This is a genomic window from Seleniivibrio sp., assembly GCF_021209385.1.
Lineage (GTDB): Bacteria > Chrysiogenota > Deferribacteres > Deferribacterales > Geovibrionaceae > Seleniivibrio.
Genome location: NZ_JAJOIL010000019.1, coordinates 16,781 through 38,452 on the forward strand (window position 1 = coordinate 16,781; position 21,672 = coordinate 38,452).

25 protein-coding genes are annotated in these 21,672 nt (G+C 47.6%); 7 read left to right on the plus strand and 18 right to left on the minus strand.

Annotated features, from left to right (window positions below; genetic code table 11):
• Window positions 1-22: 22 nt before the first annotated feature.
• The 18 genes from LRY47_RS05440 to htpG form a co-directional block, all read right to left on the minus strand.
• Window positions 23-175, minus strand: coding sequence for a hypothetical protein (locus LRY47_RS05440; RefSeq protein ID WP_295223296.1), 153 nt, complete (start codon window positions 173-175; stop codon window positions 23-25).
• 1 nt (window position 176) lies between these two features.
• Window positions 177-1,388 (minus strand): NADH:ubiquinone reductase (Na(+)-transporting) subunit F, encoded by a 1,212-nt coding sequence (gene nqrF, locus LRY47_RS05445; RefSeq protein ID WP_295223297.1) that lies wholly within the window; start codon window positions 1,386-1,388, stop codon window positions 177-179.
• Window positions 1,385-1,993 (minus strand): NADH:ubiquinone reductase (Na(+)-transporting) subunit E, encoded by a 609-nt coding sequence (nqrE, locus tag LRY47_RS05450; protein WP_295223299.1) that lies wholly within the window; start codon window positions 1,991-1,993, stop codon window positions 1,385-1,387. The genes nqrF and nqrE overlap by 4 nt, the downstream gene beginning before the upstream one ends.
• Window position 1,994: 1 nt before the next feature.
• A complete protein-coding gene (locus tag LRY47_RS05455; RefSeq protein WP_295223302.1) occupies window positions 1,995-2,606 on the minus strand; it encodes an NADH:ubiquinone reductase (Na(+)-transporting) subunit D in 612 nt (203 codons plus the stop codon).
• Window positions 2,606-3,364 carry a Na(+)-translocating NADH-quinone reductase subunit C gene (locus tag LRY47_RS05460; protein ID WP_295223304.1) on the minus strand — a complete coding sequence of 253 codons (759 nt, stop codon included), beginning with the start codon at window positions 3,362-3,364 and terminating at the stop codon, window positions 2,606-2,608. Before LRY47_RS05460 ends, LRY47_RS05455 begins: the two co-directional genes overlap by 1 nt.
• Complete coding sequence (locus tag LRY47_RS05465; protein WP_295223306.1) at window positions 3,354-4,544, minus strand: NADH:ubiquinone reductase (Na(+)-transporting) subunit B; 1,191 nt, start codon at window positions 4,542-4,544, stop codon at window positions 3,354-3,356. Before LRY47_RS05465 ends, LRY47_RS05460 begins: the two co-directional genes overlap by 11 nt.
• 2 nt (window positions 4,545-4,546) lie before the next feature.
• On the minus strand, window positions 4,547-5,866 hold the full coding sequence (locus LRY47_RS05470; protein WP_295223307.1) for a Na(+)-translocating NADH-quinone reductase subunit A: 1,320 nt from the start codon (window positions 5,864-5,866) through the stop codon (window positions 4,547-4,549).
• Between the two features lie 107 nt (window positions 5,867-5,973).
• Entirely contained in the window at window positions 5,974-6,873 is a 900-nt protein-coding gene (locus LRY47_RS05475) for a DMT family transporter (RefSeq protein WP_295223308.1), read from the minus strand.
• 140 nt (window positions 6,874-7,013) lie between these two features.
• Entirely contained in the window at window positions 7,014-7,310 is a 297-nt protein-coding gene (locus LRY47_RS05480; protein ID WP_295223310.1) for a nitrous oxide-stimulated promoter family protein, read from the minus strand.
• Window positions 7,307-8,299, minus strand: a complete 993-nt coding sequence (locus tag LRY47_RS05485; protein WP_295223312.1) for an ATP-binding cassette domain-containing protein — start codon at window positions 8,297-8,299, stop codon at window positions 7,307-7,309. Before LRY47_RS05485 ends, LRY47_RS05480 begins: the two co-directional genes overlap by 4 nt.
• Window positions 8,292-8,987 carry a GTP-binding protein gene (locus tag LRY47_RS05490; protein WP_295223315.1) on the minus strand — a complete coding sequence of 232 codons (696 nt, stop codon included), beginning with the start codon at window positions 8,985-8,987 and terminating at the stop codon, window positions 8,292-8,294. Before LRY47_RS05490 ends, LRY47_RS05485 begins: the two co-directional genes overlap by 8 nt.
• 2 nt (window positions 8,988-8,989) lie before the next feature.
• A complete protein-coding gene (locus LRY47_RS05495; RefSeq protein WP_295223317.1) occupies window positions 8,990-10,192 on the minus strand; it encodes an ABC transporter substrate-binding protein in 1,203 nt (400 codons plus the stop codon).
• 71 nt (window positions 10,193-10,263) lie between these two features.
• Complete coding sequence (locus tag LRY47_RS05500; protein ID WP_295223319.1) at window positions 10,264-12,258, minus strand: acyltransferase family protein; 1,995 nt, start codon at window positions 12,256-12,258, stop codon at window positions 10,264-10,266.
• A 109-nt stretch (window positions 12,259-12,367) separates the two neighbouring features.
• Window positions 12,368-12,883: a ferritin-like domain-containing protein gene (locus tag LRY47_RS05505; protein ID WP_295223320.1), complete on the minus strand. Its 516-nt coding sequence runs from the start codon at window positions 12,881-12,883 to the stop codon at window positions 12,368-12,370.
• A 108-nt stretch (window positions 12,884-12,991) separates the two neighbouring features.
• A complete protein-coding gene (locus tag LRY47_RS05510) occupies window positions 12,992-13,426 on the minus strand; it encodes a MarR family transcriptional regulator (protein ID WP_295223321.1) in 435 nt (144 codons plus the stop codon).
• Between the two features lie 84 nt (window positions 13,427-13,510).
• Entirely contained in the window at window positions 13,511-13,855 is a 345-nt protein-coding gene (locus tag LRY47_RS05515; protein ID WP_295223323.1) for a metalloregulator ArsR/SmtB family transcription factor, read from the minus strand.
• Between the two features lie 3 nt (window positions 13,856-13,858).
• Complete coding sequence (locus LRY47_RS05520; protein WP_295223324.1) at window positions 13,859-14,200, minus strand: DMT family protein; 342 nt, start codon at window positions 14,198-14,200, stop codon at window positions 13,859-13,861.
• A 72-nt stretch (window positions 14,201-14,272) separates the two neighbouring features.
• Window positions 14,273-16,141 (minus strand): molecular chaperone HtpG, encoded by a 1,869-nt coding sequence (gene htpG, locus LRY47_RS05525; RefSeq protein ID WP_295223325.1) that lies wholly within the window; start codon window positions 16,139-16,141, stop codon window positions 14,273-14,275.
• A 214-nt stretch (window positions 16,142-16,355) separates the two neighbouring features.
• On the opposite strand from htpG, the gene LRY47_RS05530 reads away from it, so the two are divergent.
• From LRY47_RS05530 to LRY47_RS05560, 7 genes are all read left to right on the plus strand, one after another.
• The gene (locus tag LRY47_RS05530) at window positions 16,356-17,549 is read left to right on the plus strand and encodes an MFS transporter (RefSeq protein WP_295223326.1); all 1,194 of its coding nucleotides are present in this window, start codon (window positions 16,356-16,358) and stop codon (window positions 17,547-17,549) included.
• A gap of 367 nt (window positions 17,550-17,916) precedes the next feature.
• A complete protein-coding gene (locus LRY47_RS05535) occupies window positions 17,917-18,714 on the plus strand; it encodes an NFACT family protein (protein ID WP_295223327.1) in 798 nt (265 codons plus the stop codon).
• 37 nt (window positions 18,715-18,751) lie between these two features.
• A complete protein-coding gene (locus LRY47_RS05540; RefSeq protein ID WP_295223354.1) occupies window positions 18,752-19,501 on the plus strand; it encodes an NFACT RNA binding domain-containing protein in 750 nt (249 codons plus the stop codon).
• A 25-nt stretch (window positions 19,502-19,526) separates the two neighbouring features.
• Complete coding sequence (locus LRY47_RS05545) at window positions 19,527-19,835, plus strand: succinate dehydrogenase assembly factor 2 (protein ID WP_295223328.1); 309 nt, start codon at window positions 19,527-19,529, stop codon at window positions 19,833-19,835.
• Window position 19,836: 1 nt separating this feature from the next.
• Window positions 19,837-20,139, plus strand: a complete 303-nt coding sequence (locus LRY47_RS05550; RefSeq protein WP_295223330.1) for a hypothetical protein — start codon at window positions 19,837-19,839, stop codon at window positions 20,137-20,139.
• Window positions 20,139-21,128 (plus strand): 2-hydroxyacyl-CoA dehydratase, encoded by a 990-nt coding sequence (locus LRY47_RS05555; protein ID WP_295223331.1) that lies wholly within the window; start codon window positions 20,139-20,141, stop codon window positions 21,126-21,128. Before LRY47_RS05550 ends, LRY47_RS05555 begins: the two co-directional genes overlap by 1 nt.
• Window positions 21,125-21,670, plus strand: a complete 546-nt coding sequence (locus LRY47_RS05560) for an acyl-CoA dehydratase activase (RefSeq protein WP_295223333.1) — start codon at window positions 21,125-21,127, stop codon at window positions 21,668-21,670. Before LRY47_RS05555 ends, LRY47_RS05560 begins: the two co-directional genes overlap by 4 nt.
• The last annotated feature ends 2 nt before the right edge of the window (window positions 21,671-21,672 follow it).

A 21,672-nucleotide genomic window follows, 5' to 3' on the forward strand; every position in this document is an offset into this window, starting at 1 on the left:
GAAAAGGGAGCGGATGCTCCCTTTAATGCTCGTCGTGAGTATCGCATTTCTCCCCTGTCTGGCAATGCCCCTGCCCGCACTTGCACGAGCTTTTGTTGCGTCTTAAAAAAAGTACAAGAGCGAAAAATGCAACCGCTATAAAAACTCCGATGAAGACTGCGAAAAACTGCATCATATCAGCTTCCGAAATCGTCAAAGAAGATATTCTCCGGTTCAACGCCGAGGCTGTCCAGCATTGAAAGAACCGAAGATATCATAACGGGAGGTCCGCAGAGATAATACTCTATCTCTTCCGGCGCCTCGTGGTCTTTCAGATAATTCTGAAGCGCAACGGTATGTATGAATCCTTTATATCCCGTCCAGTTGTCCTCCGGCTGGGGGTCGGACAGGGCTATGTGATAAGTGAAGTTCGGATACTTCTGCTCCAGTTCCCTGAAATCCTCCGTATAGAAAAGCTCGCGGAGGCTTCGTCCGCCGTACCAGTAGCTTATCTTTCGTGTTGTGTTAAGTGTGCAGAGCTGGTCGAATATAATGGAACGCAAAGGCGCCATACCTGCACCGCCGCCGAGAAACACCATCTCTTTTCCGGTATTTCGTCCGTAAAACTCGCCGAAGGGTCCTGCAATGGTCACTTTGTCCCCAGGCTTTCTGCTCCATACATACGAAGAGCCGATGCCAGGGGGTACCTGCTTGCCGAAAGGGGGGGTGGCTATACGCACATTGAGCTTAACGAGTCCCTCTTCCGCGGGATAGCTCGCCATGCTGTACGCTCTCTGTATCTCCTCTTTGGTTCCGGCGTGGAGTTTAAAGAAACCGTATTTGTCCCAGTCGCCTCTGTACTGCTCTTCAATATCAAAATCAGCAAAATCAGCCTCGTAAGGCGGAACGACCACCTGAATATAACCGCCCGCTCTGAAATCAACCTTTTCAGGCACTTTCAGAACAAATTCCTTTATGAACGTTGCAACGTTGTCGTTTGAAATGACCTCGCATTCAAGCCTTTTCGCCGCGAATACCTCCGGCGGAAGTTCGATGGTCATGTCCTGTTTAACGGCGGTCTGGCATGAAAGCCTTACACCTTCTTTCTCCTGTCTGCGGTTGATATGGGTCTTTTCCGTAGGCAGGATAGCTCCCGCCCCCTCAACGATGGTGACGCGGCACTGACCGCATGCACCGCCGCCGCCGCAGGCGGATGAAACGAATATTCCGTTATCAGCCAGAGCATTCAGCAGCTTTCCGCCGCTTGATACCTGAAAGTCCTTTTTATGGTTGATGTTTATGGTCACCGTTCCGGCAGAAACAAGCATCCTTCTGGCGTTGATGATAACGCCCACCAGAAGCAGGATAACAGCCGTAAAAACGAAGACGCCCATTATTAGCAGTGTCATAACTTTATCCCCGAGAACAGCATAAAGGCTATCGCCATGATGCCAGCCGTAATGAATGTTATGCCCATGCCGCCAAGCCCTCTCGGTGTGTCGGCATATTTAATTCTGTCCCTGATTCCCGCCATGGTAACTATTGCCAGCGCCCAGCCTATGCCCGAACCAAGTCCGAACACAACGGATTCGCCGAATGAATAGTCTCTCTGCACCATGAACAGCGAACCGCCGAGGATTGCGCAGTTAACTGTGATCAGCGGCAGGAAGATTCCCAGTGCCGAATAGAGTGTCGGGACGTATTTATCCAGAGCCATCTCAAGTATCTGCACTATGGCGGCAATAAGACCTATGTATGTGACCAGCCCGATGAAGCCGAGGTCAAGGTCGGGAAGCCCAGCCCATGCCAGCGCACCCTCTTTCAGCACGAATCTGTAAAGAAGGTTGTTCGCAGGAACCGTTATCGCCTGAACAACGACAACCGCAACGCCGAGACCGAATGCGGTCTCCACCTTCTTTGAAACGGCAATGAAGGTACACATGCCGAGGAAGAAGGACAGCGCCATATTCTCAATGAAAATGGATTTTATGAACAGCGAAAGGTATGCTTCCATATCAGTCCTCCGCCTTTACAACTGTCAGTCTGGCTATCCATATCAGGATGCCTATCAGGAAAAACGCGCTGGGCGCAAGGAGGAACAGCCCGTTCGGCTGATACCATCCGCCGGAGTTCACAGAGGGCAGTATGGTGAATCCCAGCAGTTTGCCGGAACCCACAAGCTCCCTGATGGTGGCGATGATGATAAGAACCAGACCGTAGCCCGCGCCGTTGCCCAGACCGTCCAGAAAGCTTCTGAATGGCGGGTTGCTGATAGCGTACGCCTCCGCACGTCCCATGATGATACAGTTGGTGATGATAAGCCCCATGAACACCGAAAGCTGTTTGCTGATGTCGAACATGTAGGCTTTGATTATCTGATCCGCGATGATTACCAGCGTGGCAACCACCGTCATTTCGATGATGAGCCTGATGCTTGAAGGCATGAGGTTGCGCATCATGGAGAGGAACAGGTTTGAAAGCGCCACAACTGTCATAACGGATATCGCCATAACGAGGGTCACTTCCAGTTTGGTTGTGACAGCCAGTGTGGAACAGATACCCAGCACCTGTACGGCGATGGGGTTATTTTTTATTATGGGGTCTGTAAAGACCTTCATAGCCGACATTAAGCACCCCCCTGTTTCAGCGAGTTCAGATATTTTCCGAACCCGTCCTGACCCATCCAGAAACGCACAGTGTTCTCCACACCGCGGCTTGTCATTGTCGCACCGCTCAGCGAATCCACCTGACTTTCGCCGTGCGCTCCGCCTTTAACAACAGAAAGCGCAACCGAACCGTCGTTTCCGTATATCTTTTTATCAACCCACTGGGCTTTCCACAGCGGGTTGTCTATCTCGCCGCCAAGTCCGGGGGTTTCTCCATGCTCATAGAATGTGATCCCGCTTACGGAGTTAAGATCGCTGTTCAGCGCCATGAAACCGTACATCGTACTCCAAAGCCCCGAACCGTAGATGGGCATTACCACCTTCGCTATCTTTCCATCCCCGTCGCGCAGAATGAAAACGGGAATCTTCGCAGGGATGCTCTTGATAACGGTAATATCCTGCTGTTTTGACAGATGCACAGCGTCTTTCGCTGCGGCAAGCTTTCTGATGCTTTCAAAATATTTGCCCGCATCGCCCTTTTCGGCTTCGCCCGTCTTCATGTCAACAAGGTAGGTCTCAACAGAGCCGAACTCCTTGTTTATATCCGTGTCGGATTTCAGAACCCCCGCCGCAAGCAGGATGTTCTTTTTCCTTTCCAGTTCCTTGTTCATGTCCTGTCTGGGTTTCAGAAGCACGTTTGCTCCCGCAACGAAGAATGAACAGATGACAGCCAGTGTGAGGGCTATCATAAACGTTCTAAGATCGCTTTCACGCCGCATATCTCTTAGCCCTCCTTGCTATATTCGCTCTCATGACCAGATAATCCATAAGCGGGGCGAAGATGTTTGCAAAGAGTACCGCAAGCATCGCACCCTCAGGATATGCAGGGTTGACAACCCGCACCAGAGCGGTCATAGCGCCTATCAGAAATCCGTAATAATACTTTCCTTTGTCGGTGTACGCCGCCGAAACAGGGTCGGTTGCCATGAACACCGTTGCGAATGCAAACCCGCCTATGACAAGGTGCCAGTCGGGGGTAAGCGAAAACATATAATTAGTATCGGAACCCATCACGTTGAAAAGTCCTGTGATAATAACCAGTCCGGCAACGGAGGAGACCATGATACGCCATGAGCCTATCCCTGTGTAGATAAGCACAGCCGCACCGAACAGACACGCCAGAGCGGAAGTTTCGCCCATTGAACCGGGGATAAACCCGAGAAAAGCGTCCATCCATGTAACGTTTATGTGTCCGGCAAATGACTGCGTTGCCAGCGGTGTCGCATAGCTGTACCCGTCAACGGCAACCCATGCGGTGTCACCCGTAATACCGGCAGGATATGAGAAAAAGAGGATCGCCCGTGCGAACAGAGCGGGATTTACAAAGTTGCGTCCCGTTCCTCCGAAAACTTCCTTGCCAAGCACAAGCCCCACCGAAAGAGCAACCATCGCCTCCCATATCGGAACTGTGGGGGGCAGTATCAGCGGATAGAGAAGGCTTGTAACAAGGAACGCTTCGCCTATCTCATGTTTGCGGATAACGGAGAACAGAAGCTCCCAGAAACCGCCCACAGCAAGCGTCGCGATATACAGCGGCAAAAAGTACAGAGCGCCGTGGAAAAAATTAGCGCCGATGCTGTTCGGGTCGTACCCGACACCAAGCGCGCGTATCAAAGCATGCCGCCAGCCCTCAAGGTTTTCCGCACCCGTTCCTGCGATAGCCAGATTCGCCTGCAAGCCTGTGTTGTAAAAAGCCATCAGAGTGCAGGGGATCAGCGCAACAACGACAGTTATCATTATCCTCTTGAGGTCGATACCGTCGCGCAGGTGGGTTGTCCCTTTGGTTCTGTGGAGCGGGTTATATAAAAATGTATCCGCCATTTCAAAAACGGGGTACCACCGTTCATATTTTCCGCCCTTCTCGAAAAGATGCTTATATTTTTCAAAGAATTTTCTCATTGTCAGCCCTCCTTCTCAATGGTTGTGAGGGCATCGCGCAGCAGAGGCGCATAGTCTGTCTTGCCCGGGCAGACGTAGGTGCAGAGGCTGAGGTCTTCCTCGGAAAGCTCAAGCGCGCCGAGTTTTTCCGCTCCCTCGTAGTCTTTCATCTGTAAGGCACGCAGAAGGTGTGTGGGCAGAATGTCCAGCGGCATAACCTTTTCGTATGTACCGACGGGAACCATAGCCCTGAAACTGCCGTTGAGCGAAGTGTCAAACTTTATGTCCTTCTCTCCGAACACTTTGGATGCAAAGATATTGACCACTGAATGCATCCTGAATCCGGGAAGCAGCCAGCCCATGAAGGGACGGTCAGTCTGCTCCGCAACGGCTGAAATCTGTGCGAAGTTTTCGGACAGATAAGCTGTTTCGGGTGAAACGGGAAATCCGTAAAGCACCGAACCGTTTATCATGCGCACTTCTCCGCTCTTTATCCTGCTTCTGGTGAGCCATGTGATGCAGGCGCCGTGTACCGTGCGGATATGGCATGGATTCTCCACCATCGTTCCGCCGACAGCTATTATGCGTTCTTCGTTAAGTTCTTTATTTTTAATGAGATATCCAAGGTCTATGACCGTCTGCATGTCAACTGTCCAGACAACCTTTCCCTGTGCAACAGGGCGCAGGAAGTGAACGTGTGTACCTGTCAGTCCGGCTGGGTGTACACCGTCGAAAACAGCTACCTCAACGCCCTCAACAGCGTCTATGCTCACTCCGTTACCGCAGCAGGCATAGGTTTTGCCAGACAGTTTGGCTACAGCCTTAAGACCTTCGTAGAAATAATCTTTGTAATGAGAAAGTATCAGCGAAGCATCAGGCGCAAGGGGTCTGGTGTCCATACAGTTCACAAACACCGCCTCCGGTTGTTCCTCTTCGCGTACGCACACTGAAAACGGGCGTTTACGGAATTTTGTGAGCAGTCCGGAAACCTTTAAAAGCTCCAGAACCTTCGCCCTGTCCGAAACGTTGGTGTCGAACCTTTCCGGTTCGCTTCCGTCCTTTTCAATGACAAGAGAAAGAAATTTTCTCTTCTCCCCGCGGTTGATCTCCGCAACTGTTCCTGACGCAAATGCTGTAAAATAAAGCGATGGATTCTTGCGGTCGGTGAAAAGAAGCTGTCCTTTTTTCACTTTGTCTCCGACCCTAACCTTTATGGAAGGTCTGAGACCGGGGTAATCATCCCCCAGAATACCAACTCTGCCTACGGTGGTCATATCGGCTATTTCGCCGGACGGACGCCCCTTTATCGGCAGATCGAGTCCTTTTTTGATTTTTCGGTGCATATGTCTTACTCCGATAAAATAAAACACAAAATTTTATATTGTAAGTTTAACGCTATGTGCTTGAATGTCAAGAAAGAACGGTGTTAAAAATATTAATTTTGTCCTGTTTACTTCTTTCTGGCGCGGACGATGAGAATACCGCTGAGAAATACCAGAAACATACCTGCAAAAGATACTATGTCCGGCAGTCCGTCGCCCGCCAGAAAACCGGTAAACACACTGAAAACAAGTTCTGAATAGCTTATCGCTCCCATGAGAGACGCACGACCGTAGTAATAAGATTTGGACATGAGAAACTGTGCAGCGGATGCCAGCACGCCTGAAATTATGAAATACCAGAGATGCAGACCGCGGGGCAGAAAATCCCAGTTTGCGTAGCGGGGTTCGCCTGAAAAATAAAGTACTATAAAATATACCAGCGAGCCGATGACGCCAACCAGAGAAAAAACGAACACGACCACCCGTGCATCGTAATAGTCGGCAAGACCACGCACCGTGGTATACGCGAACGCCGCGAGAATTCCGCATAGGATACCCGCCGCATACCCCATGGGCGGAACGTTACCTCCCGGCTTAAGGATAAAAAGAACACCGAAAAAACCCACTCCTATAGCCGTCCATACACGCCAGTCCGCTTTTTCCTTCATAACAAAAACTGCTATCAGCGCTGTGAAGAGAGGCGAAGTTTTTGAGAACGTGGCGGCGGTGGCAAGGTGCATAACACTTATGGCATAGAAAAAAGCTATCATTGCCGTAACACCGTACACCCCGCGCATAATGAGAAGCAGCGGTTTCCCGCCACGGCTTACAGGACGAACCATGATCATTGCAACCCATATGATAAGCATGGTTACCAGATTGCGCATGAAGATTATCTCCATAGTGGAGAAATCCGCCGTAAGTTTTTTTATGAAATATCCCATGGACGAAAAGCACACTGATGCACCCAGCATCATTATTATGCCCATCGTTTCATTGTCATATTTCGGGGTTTGGTTAGCAGACATAGTGCGGGATTATACGCCCATAAACAAAGGTTTACAATGGTTTTAAGCCTCCCTTTAATAAAGGGAGGTTTGGAGGGATTTACATTATTATTGAATAAAAATCCACCCCAGCCCTCCTTTGTCAAAAGAGGGAGCAGAAATCAGAAAAAATAGTGAAAGAGCCAATCGATGCGTCCGCGCTTGATAAAATAAATGCCGCTGAATTTCATTATTTTGCGTATTTTTGCGCGCATTTCCGGTTTATAGCAGTGGATTTTACAGTCTTTGCATTTAGGCTTAGGGTCAAGAGGGCATTTGTCGTTGCGCCGCAGAGCATATTCCAGAACAGTTTTGCAGTCGTCGCAAAGCCCGTCAGTTTTGTGGTTTTCACGGCAGTAAACGCCTATAAAGGCGGTCAGAACCTTTGCATCTCTGACCACCCTTTTCTCTTTTTTCATATCTCTTCCAGAATATCGCCTGTTCTCACCCTATTGCGCAGTTCAAGAAGTTTTTTGTCAAGTTCCTGAAGTTGTTCAAGGTTTTGACGTTCTTTCGCAGAGGTTTCTATTATTTTGGCAACGCCTCCGTTCTTTATGACAAGTCTTTTATCGCCCATCAGCGCCAGAATGGGGTCGTGGGTTGACATCAGAACTATCTTCTCTTCACCGACAAGAAGGTCTAAAGCCTTTTTGCGGTCTATACCTGCATTCTCGATTTCGTCGATGAGAACTATGGGCGATTTGCTCAAAAAAGCTGTGTCAGCTATCATAAGTGCTCTGGACTGACCACCGGAAAGTGATGTTACCGGGGTGTCGCCGTCAAATTTTTCTCCTGCAAGCTCGTTCGCCTTCTCTATGATGATTTCGACCTTCTCGTCAGGGTTCTGCACAAAACGGCTCTCCGCGTGTATCTTAACGAACTCTCTGGCTGTCAGATCCATTACGAAGTTCATGTTCTGAGAAAGCTGTGCAACGGGCTTGTGTTCCGGAGAAAATCTCCAGCTCTTATCAGGGTCAGCACCGTTTATCTTAATGCGGCGCTTTGTGGGTGTGTCGCCCATCGCCATCCACTCGATATCCGCCAGCAGACGGCTTTTGCCTGAACCCGTGGGACCTACGATACAGATTATCTCGCCGGCTTTAATCTCAAGCTCAAAGTCCTCATCCTCGCCCTTCTTGTTGATGCCTCCGGTGATAGTAAGGCTGCTGATCACTGACGTTCTTTCTGTCATTGAACCCACAGCCTCAAGGAACGTGAAGAAATTGTTCAAAAACTCCGCAGGTTCGATGCCCATGTCCTCAAGCTGTGTGTCGGTGAGATTGTCAATGAAGTCTTTCACCGATACCGTCGGTATTTGAAGTCCTTGCGACTCGAAAAAGTCTCCGGCAAAAGGCATTTCAGCCAGAAGTTCCGTAAAAGGTTTATGTAAAATTAGTTGTCTATCCATTATCCACATCCATCTTTCTTACGTTGCCCATCTGATATTTAGAGCCGATCCTTTTTTCGCCGAGGCAATATGAGCAGAGTGCCGAGGGCATTGAGAAACGAAGGCTCTTTCCGTCCAGTGTGTCTGTTTCGGTCTTTTCATCACCGAACAGGGTTGAAAGCTCAAATGCACCCTGCCCTGTGATACCGTTGACGTGCATGATGCTCGCTGTTGGGTTTACCGTTGCAACCCTCGACGCGAACACCTCGCGTTCTGCCTGAGAAACAATGTCGCCTTTGGTTATAACGACCACGTCGGCGGATTTCAGCATGGGACCTATCTTCTTGGGCGTATTGATGCCTGAAAGGTTGTCTATTACGCATACAGCAAGTATCTCTTTTATGTGCGGGCTGCATCTGTTGCAAAGTCCCGCGCTCTCGCTGATGAGGATATCTACGCCCTGTTTTTTTCCCCACTCGAAGCTCTCGGAGACGTTGCTCACGAAGTAGTGGTCGGGGCAGAGTGCGCCTGAAAGCCCTTTCTTAACGGGAATACCCTTCTGTTCATACAGTTTATCGTCGTCTGTGTAGAGGCAGTCGAATTTGACCACACCCGCTTTCAGACCTCTCTGGCGGAGGCTCTCAACGGTTTTAAGTATCACCGCGGTCTTACCTGATGACGGTGGACCGCTTACGGTTACGAATCTCATTGTTACGCCTCCAGTCTTTCGTTGAACATGCTGTTCAGTCTTTCAAGCAGACTGCCCATATCTGTTTTGTATATATAGTCCCAGCCGACCCAGTAGAACTTAGCGCCTTCCGGCAGTCTGTTATCCACTTCTTTGTTCAGCACAGGGAAAAGCCCTTTGTGCGCCATTATCTCCCCTGTCTCTTTTCCGTAAAGGAAGTCGGCGGCTGGCTTGATGATCTCTTTTCTATCCTTGCGTGTGAGCATGAACACGGGGCTTATGATACTGCCCTCCGATGGCCATACGATTTCAACGGATTTGCTTCCGAACAGCATCTTTGTGAAGAAGTAGGGCATGATGGTGACGGCGGGTTTCGCCTCTGTCTTTTTGCCTGCGTTCTTGACCATCTGCGCCGGATGCATTGATTGTATCATGCTTTTTGCCAGCTTCTCCACACCTGTGTCGCCGAACATATGATGGATATGCACCAGAAGCGAGTTGAACAGGTCGAAGTCGCCAACGGGAAGTGAAACGCTCTTTTCAAATTCGGGTGCAAGCAGATCAGCCCAGCCTCCGGGAACAGGTCTTGAGCCGAGTGCGTCAAGGTTTACCATGAACACGGCGGGGACAACCCCAACCATACCGTAGTTGCCTCTTGGGTCTTTCATCTGCGCAAGATAATCATGACATTCGCCAGTCATGTCCTCAAACATACCGTTTTTCACATGTTTTCCGAATGAACGCTCATCAAAGAAAACGTCGAAACCAGCAGATACGAAAAGGTCGGGAACGTTCTCTGCTTTGATGCCGACAACGTTCTCCTCAAGCCATCCCTGCCCCTGTGCGGCGGCAATGAGGTCGTATGCCACGGTCAGTCCCGTCTGCTCTTTAACACTCTCTGCAAAAGCGTCTATCTTTTCAAGCAGAGGCAGGCGCACCGGACAGGGCAGAAGCCCTTTAAGGGTTATGTCGCCCTCTTTTCTCTGCTCTTTCAGGGTAACGTCAACAGACGCGTCGTTGTTCTTTTCTATTTCAGCAAGGCTGTTCAGAAAGGTCTGAACGTCGTAATTTTTCTGTTTAATAGCAGTTTCGAGTTTAAGAAATTTTCCGGCAGCTGAAAGCACTTTTTCGTCTTTAAAGGTGTCGAAACCTTTGCTTACAAAAAGGCTGAATGCCACCGGATGCTGTTTTGCAAGTTCGTAAACTGTTATATTGGCGTTTATCATTGTAATCTCCTTAGTCTTTCATCTTATGAAAGCCAATATAAACACATTGTACGGGAATAACTTGATTGATGTCAAAATTTGTCTGAATTTTTTATCGCGGACTGTATTTTTGGTGCCATCATGTTTGCCACAAACAAAGAACCATGTGTTGACAAGTGGTTGGAGTCAAAATAAAGCGGAGACATTCCGTCGAAAAGCTCACATTCTCCGTTCCTGCAAAGAAACTCCGAAGGGTCTATGACGGAAAAACGCACCTCTTTTGAAAGAGAAGCAATCATATCGTTGAAATCTTTTGCCCATGCATAGTGGGTGGACGAGCTGAAATCATAGTCCAGTTTGCCGACCCTTTCGCCAAACATCTGCTTCATCATAGCATATTTGCCCGCCTCAACAGGCACGTCAAAACCGATGTCAGGCACATCCAGTATCACAACCGCATTTATTCCGGCGGTGTTAAGTCTGGCTATTGTCCCCTTAAGCCCCTGATAGAGCAATCCGTCGCTCGCATAGGGGTTGCCTTTGTCCTTGTCGTCTTTCACTACATAAAGTTTTGTAGTACCCAGATAACGCTTGTTGTTGGCATACATGCCCCATCTCGCCGTCAGAAATACTGTCTTTACGCTGGGTTCGCTTATAATAACTTCTAGCGCCTTATCTATGTATTTACTGCAATCGAGATACCTTGCGCCGTTCAGAACGTCAGCGCCGTTTGTCGGAGCGCATGTGGAGCGAGCAAACAACAGACCTGTAGTATCGGTTTTTTTAAGCAGGGCATCCATACCGCTGCTCATGGCAAGAGCATGAGAATCACCTATTAATGCAAAGGTCGGCTCATTTTTTCCGCCGATACGGCAGAGTTTATCTTTTGTGATATCCTCGTATTCCATATCGAAACACTTTTTCGGGTCAAGCCCGCCCATCTTTGCTGTACTGGCTTCAATGACGTTTTTCGGAAATCTTGCACTCATGCCGTTGGTATGCTCAACGTATATGGCGGGCAGACACAAAATACCCATACAGGCGGCTGCATATGCAAAAAGCTGTTTTTTATTACGCACTCTCATCGTGCGCAAAGGTTTTTCAATGACGTAATAAGAAAATATCGCCAGAGCGAAAACAGCGGGAATAAGAAATGTGTTTGTCAGGAAAAATGATCTGAACTCCACGGCGGAGATATAGTTTCTGAAAGCGAAAAGCGGCCAGTGCCATATATAAAGAGAATATGATAAAAGCCCTATCCATACCAGCGGTTTCAGCGAAAGCACCCTGTTAACGGCTGAACCCTCGGCATGAATTATCAGGGCTGTGCCGACACACGGAAGAAGAGCGGCATATCCCGGAAAACGGGTGTTCTCGTCTATTAAAAATATGCCTGCGGCTATAAGCAATAATCCGGACACACCGGAAATCTCACGTTTAAGCCCTTCTGCAGAAGGAAAAAAGCCCAACGCAAGCATAGCGCCGAGCATCATCTCCCACGCGCGGAAAGGCAGATTAAAAAACACTGCCGACGGAAACATTTTTATACATAATACGTTCAGCAGAAAAGAGATTATAAAAATTGAAATGATTATTGTTTTAAGGTGTCTGAAACCGCGCTTTGCAAGAAACATAAGCATCAGAGGGAAAAATATGTAGAACTGTTCCTCAACTCCCAGCGACCATGTATGAAGAAGCGGCTTGCTCTCTGCGGCTGTCTCAAAATAGCCGCTGTCACCCCAGAAAACAATATTTGCACAGAAAAATACTGCGGCGGCGGCACTTTTCCCGAATTTTTCAAAATGGGACGGAAGCAGGAAAAAATATGAAAGCAGACCCGTCACGGCTATCATGGCGAAAAGTGCAGGAAATATGCGTTTCACACGTCTGACGTAAAAATTAGCAATGGTAAATGTGCCGGAAACAAGTTCTTTATAGATGATTGATGTGATCAGGTAGCCTGAGATAACGAAGAAGACGTCGACACCGATAAACCCGCCGGAAAAAACGGATATACCCGCATGATATAGAATAACAGGCAAAATGGCTATGGATCGCAATCCGTCGATATCTTTTCTGTATTTCACTTTTTACCCTGTCGACAAAACTTCATAAAACTACATGTTTAAAACAGAAAAGACAAGAAAAAACCCGCATATTTAGGAATATGCGGGTTATGTTTTTTGCAATATCAGGTTAAGCGTCCGCGCCGCCGCTGCCAACAGGAGGCAGAGTTGAGCGCGTTTTGCTTCTTTCCATAGACTGAAGTGCGAGATAATTTTCTCCGAAACGGTTCATGTTCTCCCTTTCATCGTCAAACTGGTCATAGTGGCGCTCTTCATCGTTAACAAGATCTTCAAAAAGCTTCTTGGAAACAGAATCCGCGTTAGCAGAACACTCATTTGCCCATCTGTTATAATCCATCGCACTCTTTTCTTCCATTTTCCGTGCCATATCAAGCATTTTAGAGACGTCTCGCTGTTTAACGACATCCCAACCTGCCTTAAGCTCTATCTCCCCGTCAAGGAACAGAATCCTGTCAGAAAGACGCTCAACGTGGATCATCTCTTCAATGGCAGTTCTCTTAAACAGTGCGGCAAGCAGGTCATACCCCTGATCGTCGCAGTGGAAATGGAAATACATGTACTGGTGGAGCGTTGCCACCTCATCCGCAATAGCTTTGTTCAGAAGCTCTATACTCTTTTCATGCATGACAGTCTCCCTGTATCATATGATAGAACAAGGATAGACTACAAATATCTGCGTTTCAAGACATATATTAGCTTCAGATAAATCTTTTCCCTTTACGGGTAAAAAAATTTAACAGCTTAATTTGCGGAGAATAGTTTCAAGCATCTGTCTGTCTTCCGCCGAAAGTCTGCCCATCATACGTTCAACGTTGCTTTTGTAACGGTCATAAACCATGTTAATCAGATCCATACCCTTCTCAGTGATGGACACTGTAAAAAAGCGTCTGTCGTTCCGGTCTTTGCGTCTCTCAGCAAGTCCGCTCTTTTCAAGGTTGTCTATAACAGTGGTCATGTTTCCTGTTGTCTTGCGGATTATCTCCGCAATATCTTTCTGGCACATAGCTCCTTTTGTGTAAAGAGCTTCCAGAACGCCGAACTGGCTCACTGTAAGACCGAAATCCTTAAGGTGCGCATAAGCGCAGGACGATACTGTCTCCGCCGTCTGAACGAGCTTTGAAAAAGTTTCCATTGTGTCGAGATATTGCTCTGCTATTTTATTATTCATATAACACCGCCTGAATGATCAAATACTCAACGTTAAAGTATACCAGTTTAATCTTAATTTCAAGCGGAAATTCAGACAAATTTACTATTTTTTAGAACATACCTCGCGAGTGATATCCGCTATCGCTTCATAATCCTGCATAATCTGTTTATCGTCAGCAAGTTGCAATGCCAACGCATTAACTATCATACGGATTGATGAATCATCTGAAACGCGATAGATTACCCAGCGTCCATCCTTTTCAGAGGTTATAACCCCTGCGGAACGCATCTGTTTCAGGTGTGCGGAAATTGTGGAAAGTGCTATGCCTAAAACTGTGTCCAGTTCACAAACGCACATAGGGCGTTTGTTCAGCATCAGCACCATACGTAGCCTGTTTCTGTCGGCAATTGATTTGATTATCTCAACTGCTGAATCCAACTCTGTCATGTTTCACCCCTTAAAAATGAAATACACTGCTCCCGTCATGCAGAGTGCCGCCCAAAGATAGTTCAGTTTCAGCGGCTCTTTCATGAAAACAACCGAGAACGGAATGAATACCAGAAGGGTTATAACCTCCTGAGTTATTTTAAGCTGACCGAGAGAAAGCGTCTGATATCCAAACCGGTTTGCAGGAACCTGAATGAGATATTCAAAAAATGCTATTCCCCAGCTTATAAAAACAGCCCAAAGCCAGCTTCTGTCCGCCTGATGTTTCAGATGCCCATACCATGCGAATGTCATAAAGACATTTGACATTGTCAGCATCCCAACGAACAACGCACTATTTCTCATATTATACCTAAATATTTGTTTTAATCCATACCTAAAAAAAGTGGGGCAGATGCCCCACTTTCCGGTTATGCATTAAACAGTTTCAGTCATTATCTTTGTTAAAAGTGAAGCGAATTTTGCCGTGTCCGAAGGCATATTTCCTTCCAGAATAAGTGCCTGATCATAAAGCAGTTCGCTTATATCCGCAACCTTTTCGCCATCGGGATTATTTTCAAACTCGGCGTTTAACTTTTCAATCAGAGCGTGACCGGGGTTAAGCTCAAGTATCTTGCTTCTTTTCGGAACTTCCTGTCCCATCTGCTTAAGCATCGCCTCAAGATTGGGATCCATATCCGAATCGCCTGACACAAGAACACAGGGCGAGTTTTTAAGTCTTGAAGAGAGTCTTACCTCGCTTACGCTGTCGCCGAGAACCGCTTTCACTTTCTCTGTCAGTTTAGCAAAATGCTCTTTCGCCTCTTTCTTCTCATCCTCTTTTCCAAGGCTGATATCGCCTTTAAGGATGGATTTGAATTTCTTGCCCTTATATTCCATAAGACCTGAGACGATTATGTCGTCAACATCGTCGGTCATGAAAAGCACTTCCAGCTCTTTCTCTTTCAGAGCCTCCAGATATGGCGATTTTTCCAGCTCGGCGCGGCTTTTACCTGTGATGTAGTATATCTCGTCCTGCTCCGTTTTCATACGGGCAAGATAATCGTCCAGACAAGTTACTTTGCCGTTATCCGTTGCAGTTGACTGCATCACCATAAGAGAAGCGATCTCCTCTTTGCGTTTGAAGTCAAAATGTATGCCTTCTTTCAGCACTCTGCCGAATTCGTTGAAAAACTCAAGATACTTTTCCGGTTCTGAAGTCTTCATTTTTACTAAAGTTTCCAGCACCTTCTTTGTGATATTATTTTTGATGGTTTCAACCTGTCTGTTGTTTTGCAGTATCTCCCGTGAAACGTTCAGCGGCAGATCGGACGAATCCACAACACCGACAAGGAAGCGCAGCCAGCTGGGTATCAGTTCGCCGCAGTGTTCCATGATCTGTACGCGGCGCACATAGAGCGCGGGACCGGATTTGAAATCGGCATAGAGGATATTCATCGGAGCCTTTGAAGGGATGAACAACAGAGCCGCGAACTCGGAAGTTCCCTCAGCCTTGAAATGGATAGTTGAAGCGGCGTCTTTGAAGTCGTGGGAGATGTGACGATAGAACTGGTTATACTCGTCCGGCTGAACCTCACTCCTGTCTTTCAGCCATATAGCTTTCATGGAGTTCAGCGTCTCTTCTTCAACGATATCCTTGTCTTCCTCTTTCTTTGTTGTATCCATAACAACCGGATAGCTTATGTAATCGGAATATTTCTTTACGATATCCTTAATTTCCCACTGATCGGTGTATTCATTGCCCTCTTCTTTAAGATGAAGAACAATGCGTGTTCCGCGCTCGTTCATTTCATAGGGTTCGATGGTGAAAGAACCGTCAGCGGTAGATTCCCATTTAATACCGACGCTGGCGTCCTCACCGGCTTTTCTTGAATAGACGGTAACACGGTCGGCAACCATGAACGAAGAATAGAAACCTACGCCGAACTGACCTATCAACTCTGGACTTTTCTCTTTGTTTTCGAGCATCTGCATGAACTCTTTAGTGCCGGAATGGGCAATTGTGCCGAGTGCCTTAACTGCTTCATCCTTTGTCATGCCGATTCCGTTGTCAACAACGGTAAGAGTGTTCTTCTCTTTATCGGGGATAAGCTTGATCTTATAATCCGCACTCCCCTCAAGAAGCTCATCGTTGGTCAGCGCATGAAAGCGCAGCTTGTCGATGGCATCGGATGCATTGGAGATAAGCTCTCTTAAAAATATCTCCTTATGCGAATAAAGCGAATGAATCATCAGCTCAAGAAGTTTGTTCACCTCGGTTTTGAACTCCATTCTCTCCTGTGACATCTGAAAACCTCCTGATAATAATTTTTTACGCAACTGAATATTATGTTTTTTACCGAAAAAATCAAGTTTCAAAAGAAATGCTGACACAATACGCATGCAAAATAATCATACCGAGAGTATGATTTATCTATTGACAACCTGACCACAGATGCCTAGCTTACAAATCATACCGATAAGTATGATTTGTTCCGAATAACAACAAGGAGATATGTTTATGGATGAAAAACTGAATAAGAATTTGATAGTCCTTTTGCTTGGGCTGGCAGGTTTTGTGGTGACCGCCGATAACTGGGTTGTGGCGCCGATACTTCCGGCAATATCACAAAGTTTCGGTATAGACGTAGGAAGTTCCGGTCTGCTGGTCTCCGCATATATGCTTCCGTTCGGTGTTTTCCAGATAATCATGGGACCTTTGTCCGACAGATATGGGAAAAAACAGGTGCTTACCCTTTCAATAATAACCTTCACTATTGCAACCGGACTTTGCGCACTTGGCACAAATCTGACAAATCTGGCTTTCATACGGGCGCTTACAGGCGTTTTCGCGTCATCCCTCATGCCTATATCCATAGCGCTGATAGGCGATATGTTCCCCATGCACGAGAGACAGAAGGCGATAAGCACCTTTATGGGCATAGCATATCTCGGACAGGGTCTGAGCATGATAATAGGCGGTTCGATAGCGTATCTTTTCAGCTGGCGGGGCGTATTTGCTGTATATGCCGTTTTTTCGCTGATACCGACGCTTCTGTTCATAAAACTGTACAAAACCATACCTTCCGAAAAGAACCCAAAAAGCGAAATGTTCAGACCCTATCTGAGAATGATATCAAAATACGAATACGTTTCACTGCTGGGCATAGTTTTTCTTGAGGGTATGTTTATAATCGGCAGTTTTTCATATGTCGGAGCGTTCATCTCTGAGGTTTTCAATTTCAATTATCTTAAAATCGGGCTTATCATGACAGGTTTCGGCGTGATGACTCTGGCGGGAGGAAGAGCGGGAAGCAAAGCTGTCAAAACAACAGGAGCGAAAAACATGGTGGCTTTCGGACTTCTTTCAGCCGCCACAGCTAACCTTCTGCTGTATTATCTCGGAACCAACATCTATATGGTTGTCATAGCGGTCTCTCTGCTGGGGCTTGGGTTTATCCTCACCCACTCGACCCTTATGACCCAGATAACAGGTATGGCGCACACATCACGCGGAACGGCTATGGGTCTGCTCGCGTTCAGCTTTATGGGCGGCGGAGCCATCGGAACTGCGCTGGGCGGCAGGATAGTGACCGCATCCGATCTGAAACATCTGTTTCTCATCTTCGGAACTGCGCTCATTGTCACTCTGATATTAAGTCTGCTTACACTGAGAAACCTCGGTGCAAGGGAGGCTGTCCCTTCTAACGCATAAACTGCAAATGGACAGAATAAGTCAGTGCGGCAGGCATTAGACTGCTTCGTCGCCTGCTCCTCGCAGAGACATGAAATACAAGCTTAGCCTAAGGCTTTCAAAATGCAAGTAGTACAAGGAAGTTTTTGCTTCCGCAGGGGAGTGTACACATCAGTACATGACCCAAGGAAACAACAAACTGACGCCGTAATACGCAGCATATTGGAAGCCTTAAAAACAAACGGGCACGGTGGTTAGTCGTGCCCGTGTTTCCTCCTTGTTAAGGAGGGAGGAGGGTTATGTTTTACTGCCGGTTATTGCTAAGTCTAAATATAAGACCGTCCTTTCATGTGTCAATGATTTGTTTTATGCGAAAAATTAGTGTAGTATGTGTGCCTCGTATGAAAGGAGAAAGACTCTGGACGGACTTACACTCACCAAAGCGGTGAACACTATAAAACAGCGATACGAAGGCGTTCAGGTGACAAAAATAAATGTCACCGAGGACAGCCTTACCATAGGACTTTTCGCACCTGACAGAAAGAGCCTCCATGTGCGCACCACAGGCGGCGCACCGGCTCTATTCACAACTGACGTGCAGGAAGGCGTTCCCGATCCGTTTCTGGACAGGCTGTCCGGCGGAAAGATTGTAGAAATAGGCGGAAGAAGATACGACCGTCTTTTCTGGCTGAATATAGAAAAACGCAGACCCAGCGGAAAGATGGAGACCCACAGGCTGATATTCGAGCTGATAGGCAAGATGGCTAACGCCGCACTTGTAAACGAGAACGGAAACATCATCTGGCTGTTCGCGAAGAACAACGCAGACCCCGACAGAAGCTTTTCAGTGGGCGAAAGATACTCCGCACCGAGGCTCAACAAGCGCGACACACTTGAAAAATATGCCACCGCAAATTTTGCAGACCTTCTTGGTTTTTACCCCGTTACAGTGAAGCACGCGGAAACGTATCTTGCAAACGGGTACAGCTTTGCAGAGACCGCTACGCTCATAAACGAAAGCCTGACCGACGGGATCTTCCACACGGACGCACAGGGGCGCGTAATCCCTTTTAAACCTTACGAAGACGGCGGAACCATCGGCATAGACGACCTGAAAGACAGGCTGTACAAAGCGACCATCAAAAAAGACGACGGCATCCGTTTGCGCCTGACGCGTTTTTTTTGAAAAACAGGCGGAAAAATACCTTACCCTGAAAGATAAGCTGAAAGAAGAATATGCCGAAGCGGAAACTTTTCCGAAGGTACGGGCAAAAGCCGACCTTCTGAAAAGCAATCTGCATCTGCTTAAAAAAGGAAAAGGCAGGATAGAGCTGGCAAACTATACCGCTGACGGCATCGAAACCATTCCTTTCGACATACCTGAGCTTTTTGATGCCAACAAAGAGGTGAACAGACTGTATCGCCGTGCGGACAAGCTGGAGCGCTCGGTCGCCCTTCTGACATCGCGAATCGGCGAGGTTGACAACATGATAGATTCCGCGCTGGAACAGCTTTACTACATAGAAATTTCGGCGAAAGAGGACGAGCTTCGGGAGCTTGCCCTTGAGATGAAAAAATCCGAGCCGAAACAGAAGAGGCAGATAAAAGAGAAACAGTTCATGCGGCTTGAAATCGGCGGCGGAACGGCATACATAGGGCGAAACTCCGTGAGCAACCACAGGCTGGTTTTCCAGTTCGCAAACCCCGACGACATATGGTTCCATGCGCAGAGGATACCCTCCGCGCACCTAGTCTTCCGCAAAAGCGGCGGCATAACACAGGACGAAGCGGAGCAATGCGCCGCAATCGTCGCGGGAATGAGCAAGGCGAAACTGAATCTCAAAGTAACCGTTGACTATACACAGAAAAAAAACGTAAAAAAGCCTAAGAACACGCCGCCCGGCTTTGTTATTTACCACAGATTCCGGTCGGTTACCGTAACACCCGTTCATATTGACGAAAACACTGATTGATATATATTGCTAAACGGAGACACACATGGAAAGAATGGAAGCACTCAGGAAAAAAGCTATTTTTCAGGCGGCACGCCGCGCTATACTGGAAAATGAGATGTTCCTTCGTGATTATGTCACAAATCACCTGCCAGAAAGCTACACAGAGGAAGACCTTGAAAACTTCATTGAAATGCTGGTCAGGATGTTCGACAACGATCTGTTCGACCTTGTGATGGGCGTTAAATCTGCGGAAGATTTGAAAGACCTCTATGATTACAGATTTACAAAGGATATTCAGGACTTCGCGGAACAGCGCCGTACGGAAATCAAAAAAGCGAAAGGTCTTATATAACATGAGCGAAAGATGGATGGCTGTTTTTGAAGATATGACATGGTACGACGCAAAGCTGGACTGCGAAGGCGACGCCTGCGAACTTTATATCTATAACAAAAAACAGAAAATTAAGACAAAAAAGATGAAAGAGAACGGGTTCACAAAGGTTATCCGCCTTCAGGACAGAATGAGCGGCGACACCATCGACCTTGTGGATTTCAACGAGATGGACAGGTTCTTTGAACAGAATATGGTTATCTTTAAAAACAGACAGGGTCTGCACAGAGAAGTACGCAGATACATAGATTTCAGTCTTAAATAATGTCAAAAGTAGGATTCACAACAACAATTCCTGTGGAGATCGTTCTGGCGGCGGGCAAAATACCCGTTGACCTGAACAACGTCTTCATCACAGACCACGACCCCATAAAAATGGCGGAAGAAGCGGAGGATGAGGGTCTGCCCCGCAACCTCTGCGCATGGATAAAAGGCATCTACACCGCCGTTAAAAAGGCGGAAATTGACGAGGTTGTCGCCGTTACGCAGGGGGATTGCAGCAATTCCCACGCTCTGGCGGAGCTTTTCATATCAGCAGGTATAAAGGTTCATTCGTTCAGCTATCCCTTTGAAAAAGAAAGCAGATACGATCAGCTTAAAACAGAGATGGAGCGCTTTGCAAAATCTGTCGGAACCACTCTGGAAAGCGCAGTGGAATATTCAAAATATACTGACCCAGTGAGGGATAAACTGCGGAAACTGGACAGAATGACAGTGGAAGGTCATGTATCCGGTTTCGAGAATCACCTCTGGCTGGTAAGCTCCACAGACTTTAACACCAGCCTGTCAGCATATGAAAAAGACCTCGACGATTTCCTCTCCATGACCGAAGGCAGATTCCTTGAAAAAGACGGACTGCGCATAGGCTTCATAGGCGTTCCGACGATATTCTCCGACATCTACCAGTTCGTCGAATCCAAAGGCGCGCGGGTGGTATTCAACGAAATACAGCGCCAATTCGCTATCCCGTCAAACGATCCGGACTACGTTCAGCGCTACGTCGACTACACATACCCTTACGACGTTTTCGGCAGGGTTGAGGACATACAGAAAGCTGTGGATGAACGCAGACTGGACGGCATAGTCCACTATGTTCAGTCGTTCTGCTACCGCCAGATGCAGGACATCACCATACGCAAGAATATCAAATGCCCTATCCTCACCATCGAGGGAGACGCACCGGGCGGCATAGACGCACGCACTAAAATACGCATAGAATCATTCCTTGAGATGCTTGTGGCGAGGAAACAATGAAACTCGGCATAGACCTTGGCAGCAGATTCGTAAAAATAGCAGTACAAAACGGCGAAAACATCGAATTTCACCGTGAAGATACAGTATTTTTCTATAAAAACCGTGTAAAACGTGAAAACGGGACGGTAAATATCGACCTTTCGGCATACGGAGCAGACAGAAACACCGTCATAACCGCAACAGGCTACGGGCGGAACATGCTGAGTTTTGCAAACGCAAACGTGATATCCGAAATAAAGGCGCACTATCAGGGCGCTCTGCGCTCCACAGGCGAAGACGAGTTCATCCTTGTGGACGTAGGCGGGCAGGACAGCAAGGTCATCTATGTGAAAGACGGCTATATTGAAGATTTCGTTATGAACGACAAATGCGCCGCCAGCACTGGCAGATTCCTAGAAAACGCCTGCCGCATACTGGACATCAGCCTTGCGGAACTGGCGGAGATGACCGAAAATCCCGTTAAGCTGAACTCCACCTGTGCAGTGTTCTCCGAAAGCGAGCTTGTGGGCAAGATAGCCGAAGGCGTGCGACAGAGCAGATAGGC